The following is a 21,904-nucleotide window of genomic DNA, read 5'->3' as shown; positions in this document are numbered from 1 at the left end:
CCGCGCCCCGGAGCTTTGTCATGTTGGAAACCCGTCAATTGGCTGAACATCAACCCAAACTCGGCGAATTCGGCTACGCCGGCGACGATCATGTCGTGCCCTTCGAGGTCGGCCCGCTCGACGTGCGCGGCCGCACCGTCCAGCTCGGGCCGATGCTCGACGCGATCCTCAGCCGTCATGACTATCCCGAGCCGGTCGCCCGCCTGCTGGCGGAAGCCTGCGTGCTGACGGTGCTGCTCGGCACCTCGCTCAAATTCGAAGGCAAGTTCATCCTGCAGACCCGCACCGACGGGCCGGTCGACATGCTGGTGGCGGATTTTTCCACGCCGCATGCGCTGCGCGCCTATGCCCGCTACGACGCCGACCGGCTGGAGGCACTGACGTCTGCCGGCGAGACCTCGCAGCGGACGCTGCTCGGCAGTGGTGTCCTGGCGCTGACTATCGACCAGGGCGCCCACACGCAGCGCTATCAGGGCATCGTCCAGCTCGACGGCGAGACGCTGGAGGAGGCCGCCCGCACCTATTTCCGGCAGTCGGAGCAGATCCCGACCGATCTCAGGCTTTCGGTGGCCAAGCTGTTGACGCCCGGCATCGGCGGTGCCCGCGAGCAATGGCGCGCCGGTGGCATCCTGGCGCAGTTCCTGCCGCAGTCGCCCGAACGCATGCGCGTGCCCGATCTTCCGGGTGGCGACGGCGATCCGCGCGAGGAGATCCATGATCCGGCCGACAATTCCTGGCAGGAGCTGCTGGCGTTGCTTGGCACCATCGAGCCGACGGAACTGATCGACCCGACGATCGGCGCCGAGCGGTTGCTTTACCGGCTGTTCCACGAGCACGGCGTGCGCGTCTTCGGCGGCGTACCGGTAGCCGACCAGTGCTCATGTTCCAGGGAGAAGATCCGCGGCATTCTCGAAGGCTTCTCCGCAGACGAGATCAGGGACAGCACGGAGGATGGCGGCATTCACGTCGCCTGCGAATTCTGCTCGAAGCAATATGACTTCGATCCGGCGGAATTTGCTGCGGCTCAATAGCGGGCGTCAGTGCTGCCTCGGTGTCTTCGCAGAGCTTGGTTTCTCGCCCCACGCATTGGGGCGAGAAGCCCAAGTGAGCCTCAGTTGACGGTGCGCCGCGTGCCCGGCAGGTCGAGCGAAAAGGCGGGGATGGCAACGTCGAACGTCTCGCCCCGCTTGTTGCGCATCGTGTAGTGGCCGACCATGATGCCGGATGGCGTCGAGAGTGGGCAGCCAGACGTATACTGATAACTATCGCCGGGATTGAGTTCAGGCTGGTCGCCGACAACGCCAGCGCCGCGCACCTCCTCGACCCGGCCGGTGCCGTCGGTGATATGCCAGTAGCGTGACAGAAGCTGCACGAATTCATCCGACTGGTTGTCGATGGTTACCTGGTAGCCCCAGACATAGCGGTTCTCCGAAGGGTCGGAGCGATCTTCCAGATAGAACGGCCTGACCTGAACTTCGATGTTGCGCGTTACGGCGCTGTACATAAATTACTCCACAGTATGCAGACGGAACATTCGACGCTCTCCGCAGTTCGGTCAACGGGGGCCTCCCTTCGTTCGGTGCCTGCCATCGTTGCCCGAATCTGTTGAGCGCAGGTGCCGAAGAACAATGTCATTTAAGTGACACATGACAATGATGGTGTGCAGGGCCGGGCGACTCAGCATTCTGTCGAACTGTTGAAAACGGCTTTCATGCGGCCGGTTTTTTTCTGGAGCGACCAGATATTGATGGAATTGACAGTCACAGCCGCCTTGCTTTCCATAGCTCTGCTTCTTGTCAATCTCGCCAGCATCCTGCTCGCTTCGTTGAAGCTGAAGCGGCCTGGCAGGATCACGCCGCCAGCCGGCAAGGCGCCGCCGGTGTCGATCGTCGTGCCGTCGCGCGGCGTCGAGCCGTTTACCGAGGAGACGCTCGAGCGCGCCTTCTCTCTCGACTGGCCGCATTATGAGCTCATCTTCTGCGTCGCCCATGCCGACGACTCGGTGGTCGGGCCGATCACCGATGCGATCGCCCGCTTTCCGGCCGTGCCGGCCCGGCTGCTGGTCGGCGACGACCGCATCAGCGGCAATCCGAAACTCAACAATTGCGTGAAGGGCTGGGAGGCCGCGCGCCACCACTGGGTCATCCTTGCCGATTCCAACGTCCTGATGCCGAGGGACTATGTCCAGCATCTGATGACGGCATGGCGGCAGGACACCGGCCTCGTCTGCTCGACGCCGATCGGCTCGCGGCCGGACGGGTTCTGGGCGGAGGTCGAATGCGCTTTCCTCAATACGCTGCAGGCGCGCTGGCAATATACCGGCGAGGCGCTCGGGCTCGGTTTTGCCCAGGGCAAGAGCATGTTGTGGAACAAGCCATTGCTCGACGCCAATGGCGGCATCCGTGCGCTTGCTGCTGAGATTGCCGAGGATGCCGCTGCGACCAAGCTGGTCAACGGGCTCGGACTGCGCGTCAATCTCGTTGCCGCACCCTTCGAGCAGCCGCTCGGTTTGCGCACATTTGGCGAAATCTGGTCGCGCCAGGCCCGCTGGGCACGACTGCGTCGCGTCACCTTCCCACTGTTCTTCGCGCCCGAGATCCTGATCGGAGCGGCGCCGCCGCTGGTGCTTGCGCTGGTTGCGGCAGCAGGCGCCGGTTTCAGCCTGCCGGCTACAGCCATCGCCGTGCTGATCGTCGCCTATCTCCCGGAATGCGCTCTCGCCTCGGCCAAGGGCTGGCACCTGTCGCTGCGCATGATCCCGGCGCTGGTTGCGCGGGATGTGATGCTTCCCGCCATCTGGGTGCGCGGCTGGCTCAGCGGTGCCGTCGACTGGCGCGGCAACACGATGACCATCCACACCAGCGCCGTTGCGGAATTGGAAGAGACGCCGTCGGGCGCCTGACCGCGCCTGCTTTGCAGAATAGAGCGCAGCAGTTCGGCGCGTATCCCTATCCAGCGGCTTTCAAGGCCTGCTCGATGTCTTCGAGCAGGTCGTCAGTGTCCTCCAGTCCGACGGACAGCCTGAGCGTGCCTGGCCCGATACCAAGTTCGGCCCGCGCCTCGTCGCTCAGGTTCTTGTGTGTCGTCGTCGCTGGATGGGTGATCAGGCTCTTGGCGTCACCGAGATTGTTGGAGATCAGCACGACATCGAGCGCGTTCTGGAAGGCGAAGGCCGCCTGCTTCCCCCCCTTGACGTCGAGGCAGATCAGCGTCGAGCCGCCCGACATCTGCTTCTTGACGACCGCCGCCTGCGGGTGATCGGCTCGGCCGGGATAGATGACGCGGACAATTTCCGATCGCTCGGCGAGGAAGTCAGCGATCCGGCCGGCACTTTCCGTCTGCTGGCGCACGCGCAGCGGCAGCGTCTCCAGGCCCTTCAGCAGCGTCCAGGCATTGAAGGGCGAGAGGCTGGGACCGGTGTGGCGGAAGTAGTCGTGCAAATTCTCGTCGATCCACTTCTTGTCCGACAGTATGATGCCGCCGAGGCAGCGCCCCTGGCCGTCGATGTGCTTGGTCGCCGAATAAACGACGATATGGGCGCCGAGCTGCAACGGCTTCTGCTGCAAGGGCGTGGCAAAGACGTTGTCGACGATCAGCCGCGCGCCGATCGAATCCGCAAGCGAGGCAACGGCTGCGATGTCGACGACCTCCAGCGTTGGATTGGTCGGGCTTTCAAGGAAGAACAACTTGGTGTTGGGCCTGACCGCCTTTTCCCAATTGACGATTTCGGTGCCGTCGACCAGCGTCGCCTCGATGCCGTATTTCGGCGCCAGCGTCTCGACCACCCAGCGGCAGGAGCCGAACAGCGCGCGCGCCGCCACGATGTGGTCGCCCGCCCGGGCACTGCACAGCAACGCCGCTGTCACCGCCGCCATACCGGATGCGGTGGCGCGGGCATCTTCGGCACCTTCAAGCGCACACATGCGCTTCTCGAACATGTCGACCGTCGGATTGGCATAGCGCGAATAGATGAAGCCCGGTTCCTGGCCCTTGAAGCGGGCTTCCGCCGCCTGCGCCGTGTCGTAGACATAGCCCTGCGTGAGATACATCGCTTCGGAGGTTTCGCCGAAGCCGGAACGCAGCGTTCCTGCATGCACGAGGGCGGTCTGAGGCTTCCAGTTGCGCGTGTTGCTCGTCATCACCTTGTTCCAAACACAAAAAATGGTTCAAACACAAAAAAACCGGCCGCGAAAGTCGCAACCGGTCCATACGGCCTTTCGGCCCGACGGTCCTTTAGCGACTTGTTTAACGTGGCTGCAAGCCGACCGGCCAAATCACCACGGGATAACGATCCTTTAGACCTGCACCGCGCTTGCGTCAATTGCCGGCATGATTAAGAGGTTTGTACCAGCGGGTTCCACGGCAAGAACCTGCGACAGGCGAGACCACGCCCGGCCTTGGAGCGGAGCCAGACTTTGCGGCAGACAGGCATTCTTCCGGATCAGGATATTTCCGCGCTGTACCAGTCGGGCGCCCTGAAGTCAGCGCGCGCGCTCGACGCCGACCAGGTGCAGCCGGCCAGCCTCGACCTCAGGCTTGGCGACAAGGCCTGGCGGGTGCGCGCCTCCTTCCTGCCCGGCCCCAACCACAGGGTTGCTGAAAAACTCGACCGCCTGAAGCTGCACGAAATCAATCTCGCCGATGGTGCGGTACTGGAGACGGGCTGCGTCTATATTGTGCCGCTGCTCGAGAGCCTGGCGCTTTCGGCAAACATTTCCGCCTCGGCCAACCCGAAGAGCTCGACCGGACGGCTCGACATCTTCACCCGCGTGATGACCGATCGCGGCCACGAGTTCGACAAGATCGCTGCCGGCTACAACGGCCCGCTCTATCTGGAAGTCAGCCCGCGCACGTTTCCGATCGTCGTTCGCGCCGGCTCGCGGCTGTCGCAGATCCGGTTCCGCACCGGCAATGCGCTTTTGTCGGAAAGCGAGCTGCACGAATTGCATCGTGCCGAGACGCTCGTCGCCACCGAGCCGCCGAACATTTCCGGCGGCGGCATCGCACTGTCGATCGACCTCGATGGCGACAAGGACGGGCTGGTCGGCTACCGCGGCAAGCACCACACCGGCCTGGTCGATGTCGATAAGCGCGCCGCGCAGGATGTCGTCGATTTCTGGGAGCCGCTCTATAAGAGCGGCGCCGGCGAACTGGTGCTCGACCCGGACGAATTCTACATCCTGGTGTCCCGCGAGGCGGTGCATGTGCCGCCGCTCTATGCCGCCGAGATGACGCCCTTCGATCCGCTGGTCGGCGAATTCCGCGTCCACTATGCCGGTTTTTTCGATCCGGGTTTCGGCCATTCGGCGTCGGGCGGCACCGGCAGCCGGGCCGTGCTCGAGGTGCGCAGCCACGAAGTGCCGTTCATCCTCGATCACGGCCAGATCGTCGGACGGCTGGTCTACGAGCACATGCTGAAGCGGCCGCAGGCGCTCTACGGCACAGATCTCGGCTCGAACTATCAGGCACAGGGCCTGAAACTGTCCAAGCATTTTCGCGCGGCGCGCTGATCGCTCGTCACGACCAGACCGTGCTTGCCTGAACCCCGCGGGTCGTGCTTGGCTGTGCCTGGCCGTCAATACGGTTGGAACAAGGGGAACAAAAAATGCAGATTTCAAGATGGATCGCATCGGCAGCAACAGCCGTCATGCTGGCGATATCAGCCGGTTCCCTGTCGGCGCAAGCACAGGAAAAGTTGAAGATCGCCACTGAAGGCGCCTATCCGCCATTCAACACCATCACCGCCGATGGCAAGCTCGTCGGCTTCGACATCGACATCGCCAATGCGCTTTGCGCTCAGATGAAGGTCGAATGCGAACTTGTCACGCAGGACTGGGACGGCATGATCCCGGCGCTCCAGGCCAGAAAGTTCGACGCCATCATCGCGTCCATGAGCATTACCGAGGAGCGCAAGAAGCAGGTCTCCTTCACCAACAAATACTATACGACGCCGCTTTCGCTGGTGGCCTTGAAGGACAGCGATATTGCCTCGACCGAACCGGCGGCACTCGCCGGCAAGACGGTCGGCGCCCAGGCTTCGACCACCCAGGCCGACTATGCCCAGGATGTCTATAGCAAGGCGGGCGCCGAGGCGAAGCTCTATCCAACCCAGGAGGAGGCGGTCGCCGACCTGATGAACGGCCGTCTCGATGCCGTCCTTTCAGACAAATTCGTGCTGATGGACTGGATGAAGAAATCGAGCGACGGCTGCTGCAAGATGGTCGGCGACGTCAAGGGCACAGAGACCGAAGCCGGTATCGCCGTGCGCAAGGAAGACAATGCGCTGCGCGAAAAGCTCAACGCCGCGATCGATGCGATCGTCGCAGACGGCACCTACAAGAAGATCCAGGCCAAATATTTCGATTTCGATATTTATTGAGGTTGAGGGGTGCGCTTTCTTCCTTCTCCCCTTGTGGGAGAAGGTGGCCGAGCCCACGGGTCTTGCCTCCGGCAAGCCCGAGGACAGGCTCCGCTCGGTCGGATGAGGGGTGTTCCAGGGAGCGCCGACGCCTCATTCCGTCCAGCACCCCTCATCCGTCTCGGCGCTGGGCGCCGATCCACCTTCTCCCACAAGGGGAGAAGGAGAAGGCTGGCGTTCAAAGCGCCTTCACCGCCACCTTCACCGGCTGCTCGATTTCAAGCGGGTTGCGCAGCGGCAGGCCGAAATCCCTGGCCTCGATCTCGAAGACGTCGCCGGCCTCGGTCCTGACGCCGTCGGCGAAGGACAGTGTCGCGGTGCCGAACATGTGCACATGCACGTCGCCCGGCTGGCGGAAGGCCGAATATTTGAAGTGGTGATGTTCGAGATTGGCGATGGTGTGCGACATGTTCGCCTCGCCCGACAGGAACGGCTTCTCCCACAGCAGCTCGCCGTCGCGGAGGATGCGCGAGGAACCCCTGACGTCGGACGGCAGGTCGCCGATCAGGATCTCCGGCCCGAACGAAGCGTTGCGCAGCTTGGAATGCGCGAGGAAAAGATAGTTCACGCGCTCGGTGACGTGATCGGAAAACTCGTTTGACAGCGTGAAGCCGACGCGGAACGGGACGCCGTCGTCGCCGATGACATAGATGCCGGCGACTTCCGGCTCCTCGCCGGCATCCTGGGCGAAGGCGGGCGACAGAAGTGCCGCACCGGGCGCCACTGCCATGGTGCCGTTGCCCTTGTAGAACCATTCCGGCTGCACGCCGGTCTGGCCCTTGGCTGGCTTGCCGCCCTCCAGCCCCATGCGGAACATCTTCATGGAATCGGTGAGCTGCTCCTCGCTGTCGCTGCTGAGCTTCTTGTGCATGGAATCGCGGGTCGCGGCGGAGCCGAGATGTGTCAGCCCGGTGCCGGTGAGGTGGAGATGCGCCGGGTCGGGATGGTTGATCGGCGACAACAGCCGCCCCTTCTTGTATGCGGCATCGAGGTCGACCGCTTCACCAAAACCCTTGCGCTCGATGAGGGCGACGAGCCCGGTGCCGGTGCGCGCGGCCTCCATCGCCAGCGAATAGACGCTGCGGGCGCCGTTGATGATTCTGGTCTTGCCGCCGTTGCGGGCGACGACGCGGATGGTCTCCGCCTCGTCGAGGATCTGGGAAATCAGCATGACGTACCCTCTCTCAATTGCCTTGGCCGGCCTGCCGGTCTGGCAAGCCTTTCCTGGCGCAGCTCGGACGGTGTCCGCGCCACGGGTGAAATTCTTCGTCCGGATTGCGCTCGCGGGCCCGGTCCCCTGGGGGACTTCCTTGCGCCGCCCGGCAGCGCCGCGATGTGACCCGTGCCTCCTAAAAGCGCGCCGCGTTTGAAAAGGGGCCCGCTTTAATCCTTGCTTTTATTGATGCCGTTGTCCCAATACGCTGCACATTTTTGGCGACATGCATGAGTTCCCTCGCCCTCAAGCCTTGTTCTTGTTGTAGACGTCGAAGACCACTGCGCCGAGCAGCACCAGGCCTTTGACCACCTGTTGCCAATCGACATTGACGCCCATGATCGACATGCCGTTGTTCATGACGCCCATGATGAAACCGCCGACCACCGCGCCAACAACCTGGCCGACGCCGCCCATCGCCGAAGCGCCGCCGATGAACACAGCGGCGATGACGTCGAGCTCGCTGCCGAGGCCGGCCGCCGGCACCGCCTGACCAAGGCGCGCCGCAATAATCAGCCCGCCGAGCGCCGAGAGCACGCCCATATTGATGAACACCATCAGGGTCAGCCGCTCGGTCTTGATACCCGAAAGCTGCGCCGCCTTGGCATTGCCGCCCATTGCGTAGATACGGCGGCCGACCGTCATGCGTTTGGTGACGAAGACGAACAGCGCGATCAGCACGCCCATCACCACGAGAACGATTGGCAGACCCCTGTAGGTGGCGAATTGGTAGACCAGAAACAGCGCCAGCGCGCTGGTCACCAGGGTCTTGATGACGAACAGCGAGAACGGCTCGGCTTCGTAGCCATGCCGCTCGCGGCTGCGCCGTGCCCTGAGCCCGAAATATGCATAGGCGACCACGGCGACGATGCCGAGCAGGATCGTCGTCATGTGCAGCGTCAGGCCGCTGCCGACGATTGTCTTGCCGGCGGCGTTCACGACCGGCGGTATCAGCGTCAATGAGCCGATCACGTCGGGAATGAAGCCGGAACTGAGCGCCTTGAAGCCGACCGGAAGCGGCCCCACGGAAGACCCCCCACCCAGCAGCGCCTGGCAGATGCCGCGGAAGATCAGCATCCCCGCCAGCGTGACGATGAAGCTCGGTATTCGGTGATAGGCAATCCAGTAGCCTTGTGCCGCGCCGATTGCACCACCGACGATCAGGCAGATGATCGACACCACCAGCGGATTGCTGAAAGGGCCGAGCGGCCAGATGACCATCATCATCGCCGCCAGCGCGCCGATAAAACCGGCGACGGAGCCGACGCTGAGATCGATATGGCCGGAGACGATCACCAGCAGCATGCCCAGCGCCATCACGATGATGAAGCTGTTCTGCTGCACCAGGTTACTCAAGTTCACCGGCTTGAACAGCGTTCCGGACGTCGTGTACTGGAAGAACACCATGATGGCGATAAGCGCCAGGATCAGACCGTATTCGCGCAAATTGGTGACCAGCGCCGAGACGGCAACGCGCGGCCCTTGCTGCACATCTTCGGCGACGCCGCTTTTCGGGACGGGACCGCTTTCGGTGCTCATGATGCTTTTCCTTCTCCGCGAACGATGGCGCGCATGATCTTTTCCTGGCTGGCATCGCTCGCCGCCATTTCGCCGACGATACGTCCTTCGTTCATGACATAGATACGGTCGGTGATGCCGAGCAGTTCGGGCATCTCCGACGAGATGACGATGATCGCCTTACCCTCCGAGGCGAGACGCGCGATGATCGTGTAGATTTCATACTTGGCGCCAACGTCGATGCCGCGCGTCGGCTCGTCGAGGATCAGCACCTCCGGATTGGCGAACAGCCACTTCGACAGCACCACCTTCTGTTGATTGCCGCCCGATAGATTGCCGGTCATCTGATAAACGCTGGACGAGCGGATGTTGGTCTTGGCCTTGTAGTCGTTGGCGACGGCCAGCTCGCGCATGTCGTCGATCACGCTGTGGCGCGACACGCCGGGAAGATTGGCCAGCGTGATGTTGTGCTTGATATGATCGATCAGGTTGAGACCGTAGGTCTTGCGGTCTTCGGTGACGTAAGCAATGCCGTGTTCCACTGCCTTGCTGACAGAGGAGACATCGATGGGCTTGCCGTTGAGCAGCACCTCGCCGGTGATGCGGCGGCCATAGGAGCGGCCGAACAGGCTCATCGCGAATTCGGTGCGTCCGGCGCCCATCAGCCCGGCGATACCCACCACCTCGCCCTTGCGGACGTCGATATCGATACCCTTGATCACTTGCCGCTCGGCATGGATCGGATGATAGACCGACCAGTTCCTCACCTGGAGCACGATCTCACCGATGTTAGGCTCGCGCGACGGATAACGGTCGTCCAGCGAGCGGCCGACCATCGAGGTGATGATGCGGTCTTCCGAGATGTCCTTTTTCGCCAGCGTCTCGATCGTCCGCCCGTCGCGGATGATCGTGACCTTGTCGGCGACCCGGTTGATTTCGTTGAGCTTGTGCGAGATCAGGATCGAGGTGATGCCCTGCCGCTTGAATTCGAGCAGCAGTTCGAGCAGCGCCTGGCTGTCCTTTTCGGACAGGCTCGCCGTCGGCTCGTCGAGGATCAGCAACTGCACTTCCTTGCTGAGCGCCTTGGCGATCTCGACCAGTTGCTGCTTGCCGACGCCGATATTGGTAATCAGCGTCTTGGGGTCTTCCCTAAGGCCCACCTTCTTGAGCAGAGCGCTGGTGCGCGTCTCGTTGGCGTTCCAGTCGATGATGCCGTAGCTGGCGTGCTCGTTGCCGAGGAAGATGTTTTCGGCGATCGACAGCATCGGCACCAGCGCGAGTTCCTGGTGAATGATGACGATGCCGCGGCGCTCGCTGTCGTGGATGCCTTTGAAATGGCACTCATCGCCGCGATAGACGATTTCGCCGTCATAGGTGCCGGCTGGATATACGCCCGACAGCACCTTCATCAGTGTCGACTTGCCGGCGCCGTTCTCGCCGACCACGGCGTGGATCTCGCCTTCCTCGACGCTGAGGTTGACATTCGAAAGCGCCTTGACGCCGGGAAACGTCTTGGTGATGTCACGCATCTCCAAAATCGTCGAGGCCATCGGCAATATCACTCCTGCGAGGTCCGGAAACATACCGGGGTCGTTCACTGACGAAGCGGGGCCCTGCGTTACGCAGGACCCCGGGTTTTACGTCTGCGGTTACTTCAGCTCTTCGGCCTTGATGTAGCCGGAATCGACCACCAGGGCCTGGTAGTTCGACTTGTCGACATCATGCGGCGTCAGCAGGATCGAGGGGACGACCTTGACGTCGTTGTTGTAGGTCTTGGTGTCGAGGCCTTCCGGCTTGCCGCCCGAGAGCACCTTGTCGACGAGCTCGACCGTCGCCTTGGCGAGTTCGCGGGTGTCCTTGAACACGGTCGAGTACTGCTCGCCGGCGATGATCGCCTTGACCGAAGCGGTTTCGGCATCCTGGCCGGTGACGATTGGCCATGGCTGATCGGCCGTGCCGTAACCAACGGCGCGAAGCGAGGCGATGATGCCGCGCGACAGGCCGTCATACGGCGAGAGCACGCCATCGACGCGGCTGCCATCCGAGTAGTTGGCGGAGAGCAGATTGTCCATGCGGGCCTGGGCGGTGGCTGCCAGCCAGCGGAGCGTGCCGACCTTGTCCATGCCCATCTGGCCGGACTTCACGACCAGGGTCTTGTCGTCGATCAGCGGCTGTAGAACGGACATGGCGCCGTCGTAGAAGAAGAAGGCGTTGTTGTCGTCGGGCGAGCCGCCGAACAGTTCGACGTTGAACGGACCCTTGTTCTCAGGATAGCCGAGGCCCTTGAGCAGCGATTTCGCCTGGATGACGCCGACGCCGAAATTGTCGAAAGTGGTGTAGTAGTCGACATTCGGAGTCTTCTTGATCAGTCGGTCATAGGCGACGACGACGACGCCGGCGTCAGCCGCCTTCTGCAGCGCGTCCGACAAAGTGGTGCCGTCGATCGAGGCGATGATCAGCGCCTTTGGGCCCTTGGTGATTTCGTTTTCCAGCTGGCTGAGCTGGTTGGGGATGTCGTCCTGCGCATATTGCAGGTCGACAGTGTAGCCCAGAGCCTCGAGCTGGGACTTGACGGCGTCGCCGTCGTTGATCCAGCGCTGCGAGGTCTTGGTCGGCATCAGCACGCCGATGAGGCCTTCGCCTGCCTGCGCCGGGACCGTCATGGCCGCGATGCTAAGGGCCGCGACGGCGGCCAGTGTCTTGATGATCTTCACATTAACTCTCCCTGGTTGATGGACGCGCACCCTGGGTTTCGTGGGCCGCGCGATCGTGCAGGAGCGCCAAAACGCGCCGCTGCCGCCATATCGATCTCCGGTATCCTCCCAATCGGCCCTGAGACTCTGGTTCCGGTCGATGCGATCTTTCTCGCTGGCGACGGTCAGGTTTCAGGACGCGCAAACGTGTGGCGCTTTGCCATAACTGTCAAATGCGATCTTTGGTAGTTGCTATACCCAAGCTGATATACTGAAACTGGCCAAAAGAATTCAAAGTGGCCAAAAGATCGGGCCGGGATTGCCGGCCGGCCACCAGCGAGGAGCAAACGGACATCATGGCGGCGCTACGGGATCCTGGCGGACTTTCAGAGGGTTATGGGGAAAGTCCCGGCAGGAGTGAAACCTTGCTGCGCAGCGGCCTCAGTCTGCGCCACATGCGCATGATCGCAGCCCTCGATGACCATGGCCGGGTCAGCGCGGCAGCCCAGGTCATGAACATCTCCCAGCCCGCCGCCTCGCGCATGATCGCCGAGATGGAGGCGGTGCTCGACGTCAAGCTGTGCGAGAGGCTGCCGCGCGGCATCACGCTGACGCCCTATGGCAAGGCGTTGGCGAGGCGCGCGCGTTCGATCCTGCTCGAGATGCGTGAAGTCGACCGCGAGATATCCGAGCTCAAGGCGGGCAAGGGCGGTTCGGTGTTCCTGGGCGCGGTGACGGCCCCTGCAATCGAGCTCGCCGTGCCGGCGATCCGCGAGATCCGGCGCATCTATCCGCGTATCGAGATCACCATGCAGGTCGAGACCTCCAATGTGCTGGCGCGCGAGCTGATCGCCACACGTCACGATTTCATCATCGCGCGCATCCCCGAGGACCTCAATCCGCGGCTGTTCGAGGCCCGCGTCATCGGCGTCGAAAAAGCCTGCCTCATCGTGCGCCGCGGCCACCCGCTGGCTAAGGGCAAGGCGGTGCGGCTGGAGGAGACCGCCGCCTATGACTGGGTTTTCCAGTCGGGCGGCTCGCCGCTGCGCCAGGCGATGGAGAGCAATTTCCTGAACCGCAACATCGCGCTGCCGGACCGCATCCTCAACACCAGCTCGCTGCTGCTCACCCTGGTCATGGTCGCACAGTCGGACGCCATCGCGCCGGTGTCGATCCAGGTGGCGAAATTCATCCAGAACCCAGAGGGGCTGGCCGGCGCCATCGACGTCGTCCAGACCGAATTCGACATCGAGGTCAGGCCTTACAGCCTGATCACCGTTAAAAATCGCGTGCTGTCGCCGGCAGCCAAGATGCTGCACGACTTCATTTTGCGAGAGGTGGGCTGACGGCGCTACGGCGCTTCGGCCCGAGTCGCTTCAATTCAGCAAGTCGCTTCAATCCCATGTCGCTTCAATCAGAATATCGCTCGAGCGAAGGAACCACACAGGGCCGTGCCGCGTCATAGAAGCGGGCTCCTGTTGCGGGTCCCAGGAAGGCTATCGATGGTCAGGCTTCTCCTCGTCTTCGCCGCGATGCTTGCCCTCGCATGCGGCGGGGCGCGTTCGGCCAAACTGGACTTGGCGACCGTCAATCAGGCCCAGTTCACCGCCGGCGAATCAGAGGATGTCGATCCGACGCTGCTCAAGGCGCAGATTCTTTTGGATCGCGCCCGCTTCTCGCCGGGGCTGATCGACGGTCGCCTCTCAGAGAACTTCGCTAAGGCAGTCGGCGCCTTTCAGCAGGCGAACGGACTCCGATCCGATGGCAAGCTCACTGCGGAGACCTGGAGCAAGCTCACGGAGACCTCCTCCGACCCGGTGCTGGTCACCTATGAGGTGACGCGCAAGGATGTGCGCGGACCCTTCACCAGGCGTATTCCGGCTCGCATGGAGAGGATGGCCCGTCTGCGGCGGCTCGCCTATCGCAACGCGGCGGAGAAGCTGGCGGAGCGCTTCCATGTCAGCGAAGAGTTGCTCAAGATGCTCAATCCGGGCGTCGGCTTCAGGAGGCCCGGCAAGACCTTGATCGTGCCTGATGTTGGCCGGGGCGATCCTCCCGCGGCCGTTGCCGGCATTGAGGTCGACAAGGGCGCTCGCCTGGTGCGCGTGCTCGATCCTTCCGGCAAATGGCTCGCAGTCTACCCCGCCTCGATCGGCAGCGATGAAAACCCGGCGCCAAGCGGCATGGCGGAGGTCAAGCGCGTGGTGCGCAACCCGACCTATCACTACGATCCGGATTTCGCTTTCAAGGGAGTCAAGGCCAAGCGTCCCTTCACCATCGCTGCCGGGCCGAACAATCCTGTGGGATCGGTGTGGATCGATCTCTCCATCGAAAGCTACGGCATCCACGGAACGCCCGAACCTGGTAAGATCGGCACGACCTTCTCGCATGGCTGCATCCGGCTGACCAATTGGGATGCCGAAGATCTCGGCTCCATGGTGCAGCCGGGCACGAAAGTCGAGTTCAAGAACGAGATCGCCGGCGCCGTCGACGAGCTTGCTCCGTAGCAAAGCGGACTGGCCAGCCACCTGCTCTCGCAAAGGCCCGGGCGCGCGCCGGAGACGATGCCGGATGACGTCCTATGGACCTGGCCTTCAGGCCGGTGGCGAGCTACGAGTTGGTGGAAGACCCGTCCGACGACCCCGGCAAACGATCGCGAATGGCTTCCTCGGTTCGCTTTGCCGCCGATTCGACAACTTTGCCGACCTTGCCTGCCAGCGTGTCGGCATCTCCACCCGAGCCTTGCCGGTCGGCCTCTTCCTTGACCGTTTCGTAGGTCTCGGCGGCAACTTGCTTTGCTTGCTCCAGGCCCGTTTCGAAAACCTCCTCCGCACTGTCGCGAATTTTGTCGCGGTAGGCGCCAAGTTGCTCATCCTCTGTGGCTGTGTGTGGCAGCATCACCCCGATGGCAGTGCCCAGCGCAAGGCCGACTGCGGCGATAGCCAGCGGTTCGCGCTCGAAGAGGTCTTGTGCCGATTGGCGCGTCCGCGCCGCTATATCGCTGGCGCTTGAGCCGAGTTGGCCGGCGGTGTTTGTCATCCTCTCCTTGGCGCCCGTTGCAGCGTTTGCCGCAGCTTCGGCCGCGCCGCTTGCTGCTGATGTAACCGAACCGGCGGTATCCGAGAGCATCGCCCCGATTCCGGACGCTTCGCTGCCCTGGCTGAAATCCTCATCGCTGCGCGGGTCCGAGAACGCGTCACGAGCCGTGCCTGTCCGATAAGCGGCGGCAGCTGAGTTGGTTGCCGACGCGCCGTTGCCGAGGATCAGCCAGGCCAGGCCGGCTCCAATCAACGTCAGCGGCAACGGGTTGTCCCTGACTTGCGACTTGAGGTTGCCAAGCATAGCAGACCCCTCGCCGCCGGAAAACATTCCGGTAAATTCATCGATCAATTGACCCGGTGTCATCTTGCTGCGGATCGAATCGGCGGTGTCTGCTACTTTGGCCCGGGCGATCTCGGCATCGCGTTCAAGCTCGGCTGCGGATTTGTCGCTCATCTCATTTGATCCTTGATCACGCGTGCATCGCGCTTCAGTTGGTCTTGTGTGCGATCGGGCGTCAGCTCGGAAGGAGCCATGCTTTTCGTGCCAGAGCGCAAGAGAATGATCCCCAGTACCGCGACGACGATCCCGACCAGCAGCGAGGACCATCCCGCTCCCAGGCCGGCACTCGCCAGGGCGATTACAAGTGCTTGCAAAAGCACCATCAAGGCTGCGAGAAGGCATATGGCGCCGGCCAGAACCTCGGCGGCGCCTGCGCCGGCCTTGCTGATTTTTTCCGACATTTCGGCCCGCAGCAGCCTACTCTCGGTTTGAAGCAGGGTTGTGACCTGCTGTGCCAGATCGCTGACGAGGGTTGCGAGGCCGCGACTTTCCTGGTTGTTGGTCATGGGTTCCGCTCCAGGCTTTCGCCGGCCCTGTCGTCTCTGGGCTGATTGAAGCGGGGCGGCGTCGTGTCGGGTGCCTCTGCCGATCGCGTGGCGGACTTATCCGAGCTCGAAATCGTTCCGGACGGCCGATCTGTTCCCGATCGACGCTGTGCTTCGGCGCGGGCAGATGGCGGCGAGCTCTTGATAAACCGCCCCAGCGCCAAGCCTGCCAATACTGAGCCGGCTATCAGCGCCCCTGAGTTTTCGCGGCCGAACGACCGCATCTCGCCAAGAACATCTTCGAATGGTTTGTCCTTCAACGAAGATGAAAGGCGTTCAAGCGAGCCGGCGGCATCGAGGGTGAACTTCGAAGCGGTCCGTTGATCATTATTGGCCAGATGCTCGCTTGCTGCTCGCAAGGCTCCGCTAAAGGCCTTTAGGCTGGAACTGATATCGCGCTGTGTTCCCTCGGCCTTGTCGAACAACGCCTGCTTCGCTTCAGCAGCGTAGTCGCCCGCCTTCCTGGCGAGTTCGTCGCGAGCGCCGTGAAGCGCCTCTGTCGCGGTCTGCGATTCCTGCTGGAACCGTTCGGACAGCTCGCTTCTGGCTGTTTCGAAATCGGCCGGCTTACGGCCCTGATCGTCTTCGCCCTGCATGGTGTCTCCTAATGGAATCCGAGGAAGGAGAGGATCGCAAGCACGACGACGACAAGGCCGATGAGATAAATGACACTGTTCATGGCGGCAATCTCCTCCATTGCCTAACGAACTTGCCGGGGGCAAACATGTTCCATCACTTCCAGCTAAAATAGCAATCGCTAACCAATCGCTGAGCCGGGTGAAGTCTCTCGGAACTTCGCACGCGCCGTGAGCCAAGACGCGGAGACCTAGGCCGACATGCGGAGCCAGGTCCGCGCCTCGGTGCAGCGGACCTCATAGGCTCATGGTCGGGCTAGCATAATGACGCGCCACGCCTAGCTCTCATTAAGGTCAAAGCTCACCGGAAGGTTGTAGTCTATTGCACGATTGGCAATCATGTTCGCCAGGTCGGAATCTGAGACCGAACATGCCGGAACAATCTGTTTGAGCGCCTTAACGGCGAGCCCCGTCGATATGAAACTATGGCGCCGCCTCCGAATATTTACATAATGTTCGATGAGATTTTCGAGTTCACGCATATGCAATCCTTCTTTGACGTCAACTGTGCCAATTGAACCCGCTGTAATCGATCCGGAGCGAGGGCTCATTCACATTGTTTAGTTGACGAGAAATCTTGATCCCACATCAGCGCGCTGGCGCATCCTGGCCGAGGCGGTCACCGCGGTTCATGGAAGAGATTCAGGTAGGTCGCATCAAAGTCGGCCAGTAAGGCCAATCGCTGGAAATCCAGGATAACAATCCTCCTGTCTTTCCAGCTAACCAGGTCCTTCGCTCGAAGTTCCTGCAGCGTCCGGTTCACGTGAACTACTGATAGACCAAGCACGTCGCCCAATTCCGCTTGCGTCAGTGGAATTGCGAACGTCTGGTCAGAGGCCAATCCAACTATTTCTAACCGGACATACAACTCGCAAATTATATGTGCGAGATGCTGTTTGGCGGAGCGACGCCCGAGGCAGGTTATCCAAGTTCGTTGGATCGAGGCATCGATAGTCGTCGAAAGCCAGAGCATCCGGGTGAGATGTGGACTTCCACCCATTGCTGTGAGCAGGTCTTTGTGTCGAATGAAAGCTACATCGCACGAACCCAGGGCGCTCACGCTGTGATCCATCACTTTTAGCGGTAAGCTATGCAGATCGACAAAGTCTCCCGGCACGTGAATTGCCGTTATTTGACGCTTTCCTTCCCGAATAGCCTGGTTTCGAACTGCGAACCCATTCGCGACAAGGCAGCTTTCGGTGGGGCGGGAACCCTCCCTGACGATCTCCTCATCGGGTCCGAAAGTTACCGGCCGAACCGGAAGAGCCTCAATGAGCGCGATCTCGTCTGGCGGCAGGGCGTCGCGGCGGTCGAGCATGCGAACCAGGAGGTCTTTGCCGAACATCGCGGTGCCTTTTGAGCAGATCAGGCATCGAGTTCCAGCGGCTCGTGCCAGTTGACGTACCGCAGGTCCCGAGCATCTACGACTTGGCCGCCTGTCGGATACGCATAAATATGGTCGCTCTCATGTTCGACTTCTTCTCTATGTCGCTTGCCGGTCATGGGCGGCCCTGGTTGTGAAAAGTCCGGTCGTCGTTCGAGATCCGCTCTTGTGTGGTCACGGCGTTTCCGAGCTTCCGAGCCTCCCGATACAGGGTCTCGCGATCAGTGCCGTGTTTGCCAAAAAGCTCGCGGATCTGCGGTATTGAGAGGCCGAACTTGGTAGCGAAATAGCGGAACTCATAGTCTTGGTCGCGCGCGACGCGGTTTCCGTCGCCAGAACCTCTATTGCTCTTGTCGTCGGCCATTTGCGGTTCCTCCCTGGCTGGCCTTCAGATCAAACGCAACGCGGATCAGCGTCTTTTGTTGCCGCCTTTTATTAGAATCACGTTATGTTCTGTTCAGCTGATATAGGCCGCCCACCGGGACGTGATCATGTGGTCCTGTGAGGTGCGGCGCCGGCCGGCCCGACTTCATTGCGCAGGTGATGCCTTCCTTGGTGGCCAGGCCGCGCCAAAGTGACGAACGGATTCTATCGACCGCAGTTCGTCATCAACCTCAATCCCTTTCTGGGCAAGCTGGAGCGGGTAGCGGGAATCGAACCCGCGCGTTCAGCTTGGGAAGCTGACAGGCTACCATTACATCATACCCGCGCAGCAGCCTCGTTACCACGCAAGCCGGCGTTCGGGCAATGGTTGAGCGTGCACTCGTGCCTTGCCAGACTGTTACTCCGTCGTGGCAAGGGCATCGTCTGAGGCAAAGGCCGGCCAGTATTTCGAAATTGCCAGCGTGGCCCCGATTGAAGAGAAATGGCCATAGTCGAAATAGAGGAACTGGCCTGCGTCGGCGTAGGAGCAGCGTCCCGCGCTACAGAGGAAATTCAGGGGATCGATAAAGGTGGCGCCTTTGGTAAATGCGCGCACACGGTTGTTGATGTCGGGATCCATGGCCATTGGCCAGGACGCATCATCCAGATTTTCCCGTTTTGCGAAGAACGCGATTTTCCGAACGTCGGTTATGAACTGTGGAGACTGGCCGATGACAAACACACGCACACCCAGGCCACGAAGCGTATCGATCGTTTGCTGGAGACCGTCGAAACTTCTGGCCTCGTAGTCGGTCCACCGACCGCTGAGTACAACCGTCTTGATGCCGGCGTCCTGGACGATCTTCAGGGCGTGCTGATTGAACCGCATGCAATCCGGGCGTGCATAGGAGAAGTAAGAGAGAATCGGTGGACAGCCTGCGTAGGTATATTCCACGATGTTGGCCTGTAGCTGATTTATGTTGGCGTCCAGGCCTGGAACATAGTGGGCGGCGAACGAGTCACCCCACAACAATACGGTTGTCGGGAAGCCGCGTGTGCGCGTGCAATCCTCGATATTCCAGCTTTCGATCCGGCTGGAGCCCTCGTTGAAACAGGTGCCATTGCCCCAGTCCCCGACAGGAATCCGCTGTTGGGCATAGTCTGGAAAGCGTTGCGGAAAGCCGTTGCCGAGCGCCCCGGCCGCCCCGCCAAGGCAAAGAACAGCGATCGCGCCCGCTGAAAAGGCGAAGATGGGCACCGGGGCGGTGAAGCTCCTTTTCTGCCGAAACGGCTGCTCGATGTACTTCCACGAAAATGCAGCCAATGCGAAGCTTGCAACCGTCAACGCAACGGTCATCGACGGGTCGAGCTCTTCTAGTGAGAGATAGTGCGCGAACGCATTGATCGGCCAGTGAACAAGATACAGCGAATACGAGATGAGACCGATCCAGACCAGCGGCCGGACTTCGAGTATGCGGCTGGCGATCGTCGAGGGGCTGTTTTGGCCGACATAGATAAGGAGGGCCGTTCCGACGCAAGGATACAAAGCGTTGTAGCCCGGGAACGGGTCGCTCTCCGAGACCGCAAAGAACCCGATGGCAAGAAGGCCAAATCCGGCCAGCCCCAGCAGTTCCATAAGGAACCGGCTGCTCAAGGGCGGGGGCCGTTTCAGCATGAGCACCGCGCCCAGCATGAGTTCCCAGATCCGTGTCGGCAGCAGGTAGAATCCCGCGCTTGGCGCCAGCCATGTCGCCATGACCGCCAGCACGAAGCTGCCGAGAATGATCGGCAGGAGGATCGTCAGCCAGCGTTTGCCAAAATAGCGATAGATCAGGAACATCAGGATCGGGGCAAAGATATAGTACTGCTCCTCGACCGAAAGCGACCACGTGTGCAACAGCGGTCGGAGTTCGGCATCGATCGAGAAGTAATTTGACGTCTTCCAAAAATAGATGTTCGACCAGAAAGTCGAGGCCGCGATGACGCTGAGACTGAATTCGTGCAGATCCGACGGCAGAAGAATGAACAATGCCGCAATGCAGCTGAGAAGCGTGACAAAGATCAGAGCCGGCAGGATGCGCCGGGCACGGCGCCAATAGAAGCTGATGATCGAAAATTGGCCGCGTTCAAGGTCGTCCAGAAGGCTTCCGGTGATCAGATAGCCGGATATGACGAAGAAGATATCGACGCCGGTAAAACCACCTGGAATTGCCGAAATTCCGAAATGGAAGAGTACAACCGGCAGTACCGCAACGGCCCGAAGACCATCGATATCGCGCCTGTACTGCATTCAAGAAGTCCTGTGTTCGCAGGTCACGGCGAGACAGCGCAGTCCGTCGATGGCCGGGCGATGAGTCTGGCAGTTCGATATCAACTGGTTACCCTCTGTCGTCCAATTTTGCTGCGCTGCAACATAAGTGTCAAGAGCACAATTCGGCAAAGCGCCGACCGGAGCAACTGAGCGATCACCTTGATGCCGGGCGGCCAAGTGCGTATTTCTGGAGCTGTGCCCGAGTCGGGGCAACCGAATCTGGAGACACGCCTTGTCCGCACTGACGCGCTTTCTCGGCGACACGCCGCTCCGGGTGCTGCTGAAGCTGCTGGTGGTATCGTTCCTCGTCGGCCTTGTCATGAACGCTTTCGGCTGGTCGCCGATGGATGTGCTCTACGGCATCCGCAATTTCTTCGTCGATCTCTGGAACCTGGGCTTCCGCGCTATTGACCGTTTCCTCGGCTACATCCTGCTGGGCGCGGCGATCGTCCTTCCAGCCTTCATCCTGCTCAGGATCGCCAACTACCGGAAATAGAGCAGACGCCGAAACCGAAGGCCGTCAGGCGAAGCCTGAAGCCGTTTCGAACAGGATGGCATGGCGCGCGGCCAGAGCCGCCACGTCAGTCGAATAGCCGCCGCCGATAACACCGCAGACCGGGATGCCGAGCGCGCGGAAATGACGGATCACCATGTCGTCGCGGGCACGCAGCCCTTCGTTCGACAGCGACAACCTGCCAAGCCGGTCCTCGGCATGAGCGTCGACCCCGGCATTGTAGAAAACGATGTCCCAGCGCGCCCTGGCGGTGAGTTCCGGCAGGATGCCGCCCAACCTTTCGAGATAGGCCGCATCGCCGGTGCCGTCGGGCAGGGCGATGTCGAGGTCGGAAGCGATCTTGCGCGTCGGATAGTTACGGTCGCCATGCATGGAAAAGGTGAAAACGCGCCGTTCATCGCCCAAAATGTCGGCCGTGCCGTCGCCCTGATGCACGTCGAGATCGACGATCAGGATATTGCCGGCGGCTGCTTCGGCAAGCAGCACCAGTGAAGCCACGGCAACATCGTTGAAGGTGCAGAAGCCGGCGCCTTGCGCGCGCCGCGCATGATGGCTGCCGCCGGCGGTATTACAGGCGATGCCGTTCAGCAACGCCAGCCGCGCCGCCAGCACGGTGCCACCCGTTGCGAGCTGCGCCCTGAGCGAGACGCGCGGGCCTACCGGAAAGCCGATCTCGCGCTCGATTTTTTCTGGCACTTCGCAGGCCAGCACCTGGTCGACATAGCCGGCGGCATGGGCAAGCTTCAGCCATGATGCCGGGGCCGGCTCGGGCATGTTGAGTGCGGCGTGGCCAGCCAGCCCGCGCGCGCCCAAGGCTTCCATCAGCAGTTTGTATTTGCTCATCGGGAATCGATGGTTGACGGCGAAGCCGGCGTCGTAGTCGGGATGATGAACGATCTGCAGGGGCATTTGGGTGGTTTACGGCGGGT

The 21,904-nt window shown here is 61.5% G+C and carries 21 protein-coding genes, 1 tRNA gene and 1 riboswitch; of the genes, 7 read left to right on the top strand and 15 right to left on the bottom strand.

The genetic code is table 11. From position 1 onward, the window contains the following. Window positions 1-20: 20 nt before the first annotated feature. Window positions 21-1,031 carry an Hsp33 family molecular chaperone gene (locus NMG80_RS16525; protein WP_254019061.1) on the top strand — a complete coding sequence of 337 codons (1,011 nt, stop codon included), beginning with the start codon at window positions 21-23 and terminating at the stop codon, window positions 1,029-1,031. A gap of 80 nt (window positions 1,032-1,111) precedes the next feature. Here the strand turns inward: NMG80_RS16525 and apaG are convergent, their stop codons facing one another. Next, window positions 1,112-1,504 carry a Co2+/Mg2+ efflux facilitator ApaG/CorD gene (apaG, locus tag NMG80_RS16520; protein WP_065005838.1) on the bottom strand — a complete coding sequence of 131 codons (393 nt, stop codon included), beginning with the start codon at window positions 1,502-1,504 and terminating at the stop codon, window positions 1,112-1,114. Window positions 1,505-1,747: 243 nt separating this feature from the next. On the opposite strand from apaG, the gene NMG80_RS16515 reads away from it, so the two are divergent. Next, on the top strand, window positions 1,748-2,902 hold the full coding sequence (locus NMG80_RS16515) for a ceramide glucosyltransferase (RefSeq protein ID WP_254019211.1): 1,155 nt from the start codon (window positions 1,748-1,750) through the stop codon (window positions 2,900-2,902). A 46-nt stretch (window positions 2,903-2,948) separates the two neighbouring features. On the opposite strand, the gene NMG80_RS16510 is transcribed toward NMG80_RS16515, so the two are convergent. Continuing rightward, on the bottom strand, window positions 2,949-4,139 hold the full coding sequence (locus NMG80_RS16510; protein WP_254019060.1) for an O-succinylhomoserine sulfhydrylase: 1,191 nt from the start codon (window positions 4,137-4,139) through the stop codon (window positions 2,949-2,951). A gap of 74 nt (window positions 4,140-4,213) precedes the next feature. Continuing rightward, window positions 4,214-4,291, bottom strand: a riboswitch (SAM riboswitch). Between the two features lie 106 nt (window positions 4,292-4,397). On the opposite strand from NMG80_RS16510, the gene NMG80_RS16505 reads away from it, so the two are divergent. Together NMG80_RS16505 and NMG80_RS16500 are read left to right on the top strand one after the other, a co-directional pair. Further along, window positions 4,398-5,510: a 2'-deoxycytidine 5'-triphosphate deaminase gene (locus tag NMG80_RS16505; protein ID WP_436798629.1), complete on the top strand. Its 1,113-nt coding sequence runs from the start codon at window positions 4,398-4,400 to the stop codon at window positions 5,508-5,510. A 95-nt stretch (window positions 5,511-5,605) separates the two neighbouring features. Further along, window positions 5,606-6,379 (top strand): ABC transporter substrate-binding protein, encoded by a 774-nt coding sequence (locus NMG80_RS16500; RefSeq protein ID WP_254019058.1) that lies wholly within the window; start codon window positions 5,606-5,608, stop codon window positions 6,377-6,379. Window positions 6,380-6,596: 217 nt separating this feature from the next. Here the strand turns inward: NMG80_RS16500 and araD1 are convergent, their stop codons facing one another. The 4 genes from araD1 to chvE form a co-directional block, all read right to left on the bottom strand. Then, window positions 6,597-7,589, bottom strand: a complete 993-nt coding sequence (gene araD1 / locus NMG80_RS16495) for an AraD1 family protein (RefSeq protein ID WP_254019057.1) — start codon at window positions 7,587-7,589, stop codon at window positions 6,597-6,599. Window positions 7,590-7,877: 288 nt separating this feature from the next. After that, window positions 7,878-9,170 (bottom strand): multiple monosaccharide ABC transporter permease, encoded by a 1,293-nt coding sequence (mmsB, locus tag NMG80_RS16490; RefSeq protein ID WP_254019056.1) that lies wholly within the window; start codon window positions 9,168-9,170, stop codon window positions 7,878-7,880. Beyond that, window positions 9,167-10,699, bottom strand: coding sequence for a multiple monosaccharide ABC transporter ATP-binding protein (gene mmsA / locus NMG80_RS16485; RefSeq protein ID WP_254019055.1), 1,533 nt, complete (start codon window positions 10,697-10,699; stop codon window positions 9,167-9,169). The genes mmsB and mmsA overlap by 4 nt, the downstream gene beginning before the upstream one ends. Window positions 10,700-10,798: 99 nt before the next feature. Further along, window positions 10,799-11,863 (bottom strand): multiple monosaccharide ABC transporter substrate-binding protein, encoded by a 1,065-nt coding sequence (gene chvE / locus NMG80_RS16480; RefSeq protein WP_202364657.1) that lies wholly within the window; start codon window positions 11,861-11,863, stop codon window positions 10,799-10,801. A 335-nt stretch (window positions 11,864-12,198) separates the two neighbouring features. On the opposite strand from chvE, the gene NMG80_RS16475 reads away from it, so the two are divergent. After that, window positions 12,199-13,188 (top strand): LysR family transcriptional regulator, encoded by a 990-nt coding sequence (locus tag NMG80_RS16475; protein ID WP_254019210.1) that lies wholly within the window; start codon window positions 12,199-12,201, stop codon window positions 13,186-13,188. Window positions 13,189-13,344: 156 nt separating this feature from the next. Further along, a complete protein-coding gene (locus NMG80_RS16470; protein ID WP_254019054.1) occupies window positions 13,345-14,349 on the top strand; it encodes a L,D-transpeptidase family protein in 1,005 nt (334 codons plus the stop codon). Between the two features lie 103 nt (window positions 14,350-14,452). Here NMG80_RS16470 and NMG80_RS16465 read toward each other — a convergent pair whose 3' ends face one another. The 8 genes from NMG80_RS16465 to NMG80_RS16435 all read right to left on the bottom strand — a co-directional run bounded on the left by NMG80_RS16465 (window position 14,453) and on the right by NMG80_RS16435 (window position 20,440). Further along, a complete protein-coding gene (locus NMG80_RS16465) occupies window positions 14,453-15,337 on the bottom strand; it encodes a hypothetical protein (RefSeq protein WP_254019053.1) in 885 nt (294 codons plus the stop codon). Beyond that, complete coding sequence (locus NMG80_RS16460; protein WP_254019052.1) at window positions 15,334-15,729, bottom strand: phage holin family protein; 396 nt, start codon at window positions 15,727-15,729, stop codon at window positions 15,334-15,336. The genes NMG80_RS16465 and NMG80_RS16460 overlap by 4 nt, the downstream gene beginning before the upstream one ends. Further along, window positions 15,726-16,490 carry a WXG100 family type VII secretion target gene (locus tag NMG80_RS16455; protein ID WP_254019051.1) on the bottom strand — a complete coding sequence of 255 codons (765 nt, stop codon included), beginning with the start codon at window positions 16,488-16,490 and terminating at the stop codon, window positions 15,726-15,728. The genes NMG80_RS16460 and NMG80_RS16455 overlap by 4 nt, the downstream gene beginning before the upstream one ends. Before the next feature lie 191 nt (window positions 16,491-16,681). Continuing rightward, window positions 16,682-16,885, bottom strand: coding sequence for a hypothetical protein (locus NMG80_RS37885; RefSeq protein WP_127316415.1), 204 nt, complete (start codon window positions 16,883-16,885; stop codon window positions 16,682-16,684). A gap of 137 nt (window positions 16,886-17,022) precedes the next feature. Further along, complete coding sequence (locus NMG80_RS16450) at window positions 17,023-17,748, bottom strand: Crp/Fnr family transcriptional regulator (RefSeq protein WP_254019050.1); 726 nt, start codon at window positions 17,746-17,748, stop codon at window positions 17,023-17,025. A 154-nt stretch (window positions 17,749-17,902) separates the two neighbouring features. Beyond that, window positions 17,903-18,151, bottom strand: a complete 249-nt coding sequence (locus NMG80_RS16445; RefSeq protein WP_367185962.1) for a DUF3606 domain-containing protein — start codon at window positions 18,149-18,151, stop codon at window positions 17,903-17,905. Between the two features lie 271 nt (window positions 18,152-18,422). Continuing rightward, window positions 18,423-18,496: transfer RNA gene (locus NMG80_RS16440), tRNA-Gly, on the bottom strand. A gap of 72 nt (window positions 18,497-18,568) precedes the next feature. Next, the gene (locus tag NMG80_RS16435) at window positions 18,569-20,440 is read right to left on the bottom strand and encodes an acyltransferase family protein (RefSeq protein WP_254019049.1); all 1,872 of its coding nucleotides are present in this window, start codon (window positions 20,438-20,440) and stop codon (window positions 18,569-18,571) included. Between the two features lie 253 nt (window positions 20,441-20,693). Here NMG80_RS16435 and NMG80_RS16430 point away from each other — a divergent pair, with 253 nt between their 5' ends. After that, on the top strand, window positions 20,694-20,957 hold the full coding sequence (locus NMG80_RS16430; protein WP_254019048.1) for a DUF6460 domain-containing protein: 264 nt from the start codon (window positions 20,694-20,696) through the stop codon (window positions 20,955-20,957). Between the two features lie 24 nt (window positions 20,958-20,981). On the opposite strand, the gene NMG80_RS16425 is transcribed toward NMG80_RS16430, so the two are convergent. Continuing rightward, the gene (locus NMG80_RS16425) at window positions 20,982-21,884 is read right to left on the bottom strand and encodes a histone deacetylase family protein (protein ID WP_254019047.1); all 903 of its coding nucleotides are present in this window, start codon (window positions 21,882-21,884) and stop codon (window positions 20,982-20,984) included. Between the last annotated feature and the right edge of the window lie 20 nt (window positions 21,885-21,904).

It is taken from the genome of Mesorhizobium escarrei, from assembly GCF_935825525.1.
Lineage (GTDB): Bacteria > Pseudomonadota > Alphaproteobacteria > Rhizobiales > Rhizobiaceae > Mesorhizobium > Mesorhizobium escarrei.
Note: the sequence above shows the minus strand (reverse complement) of the source record. Positions and strands in the feature narration are given on the sequence as shown.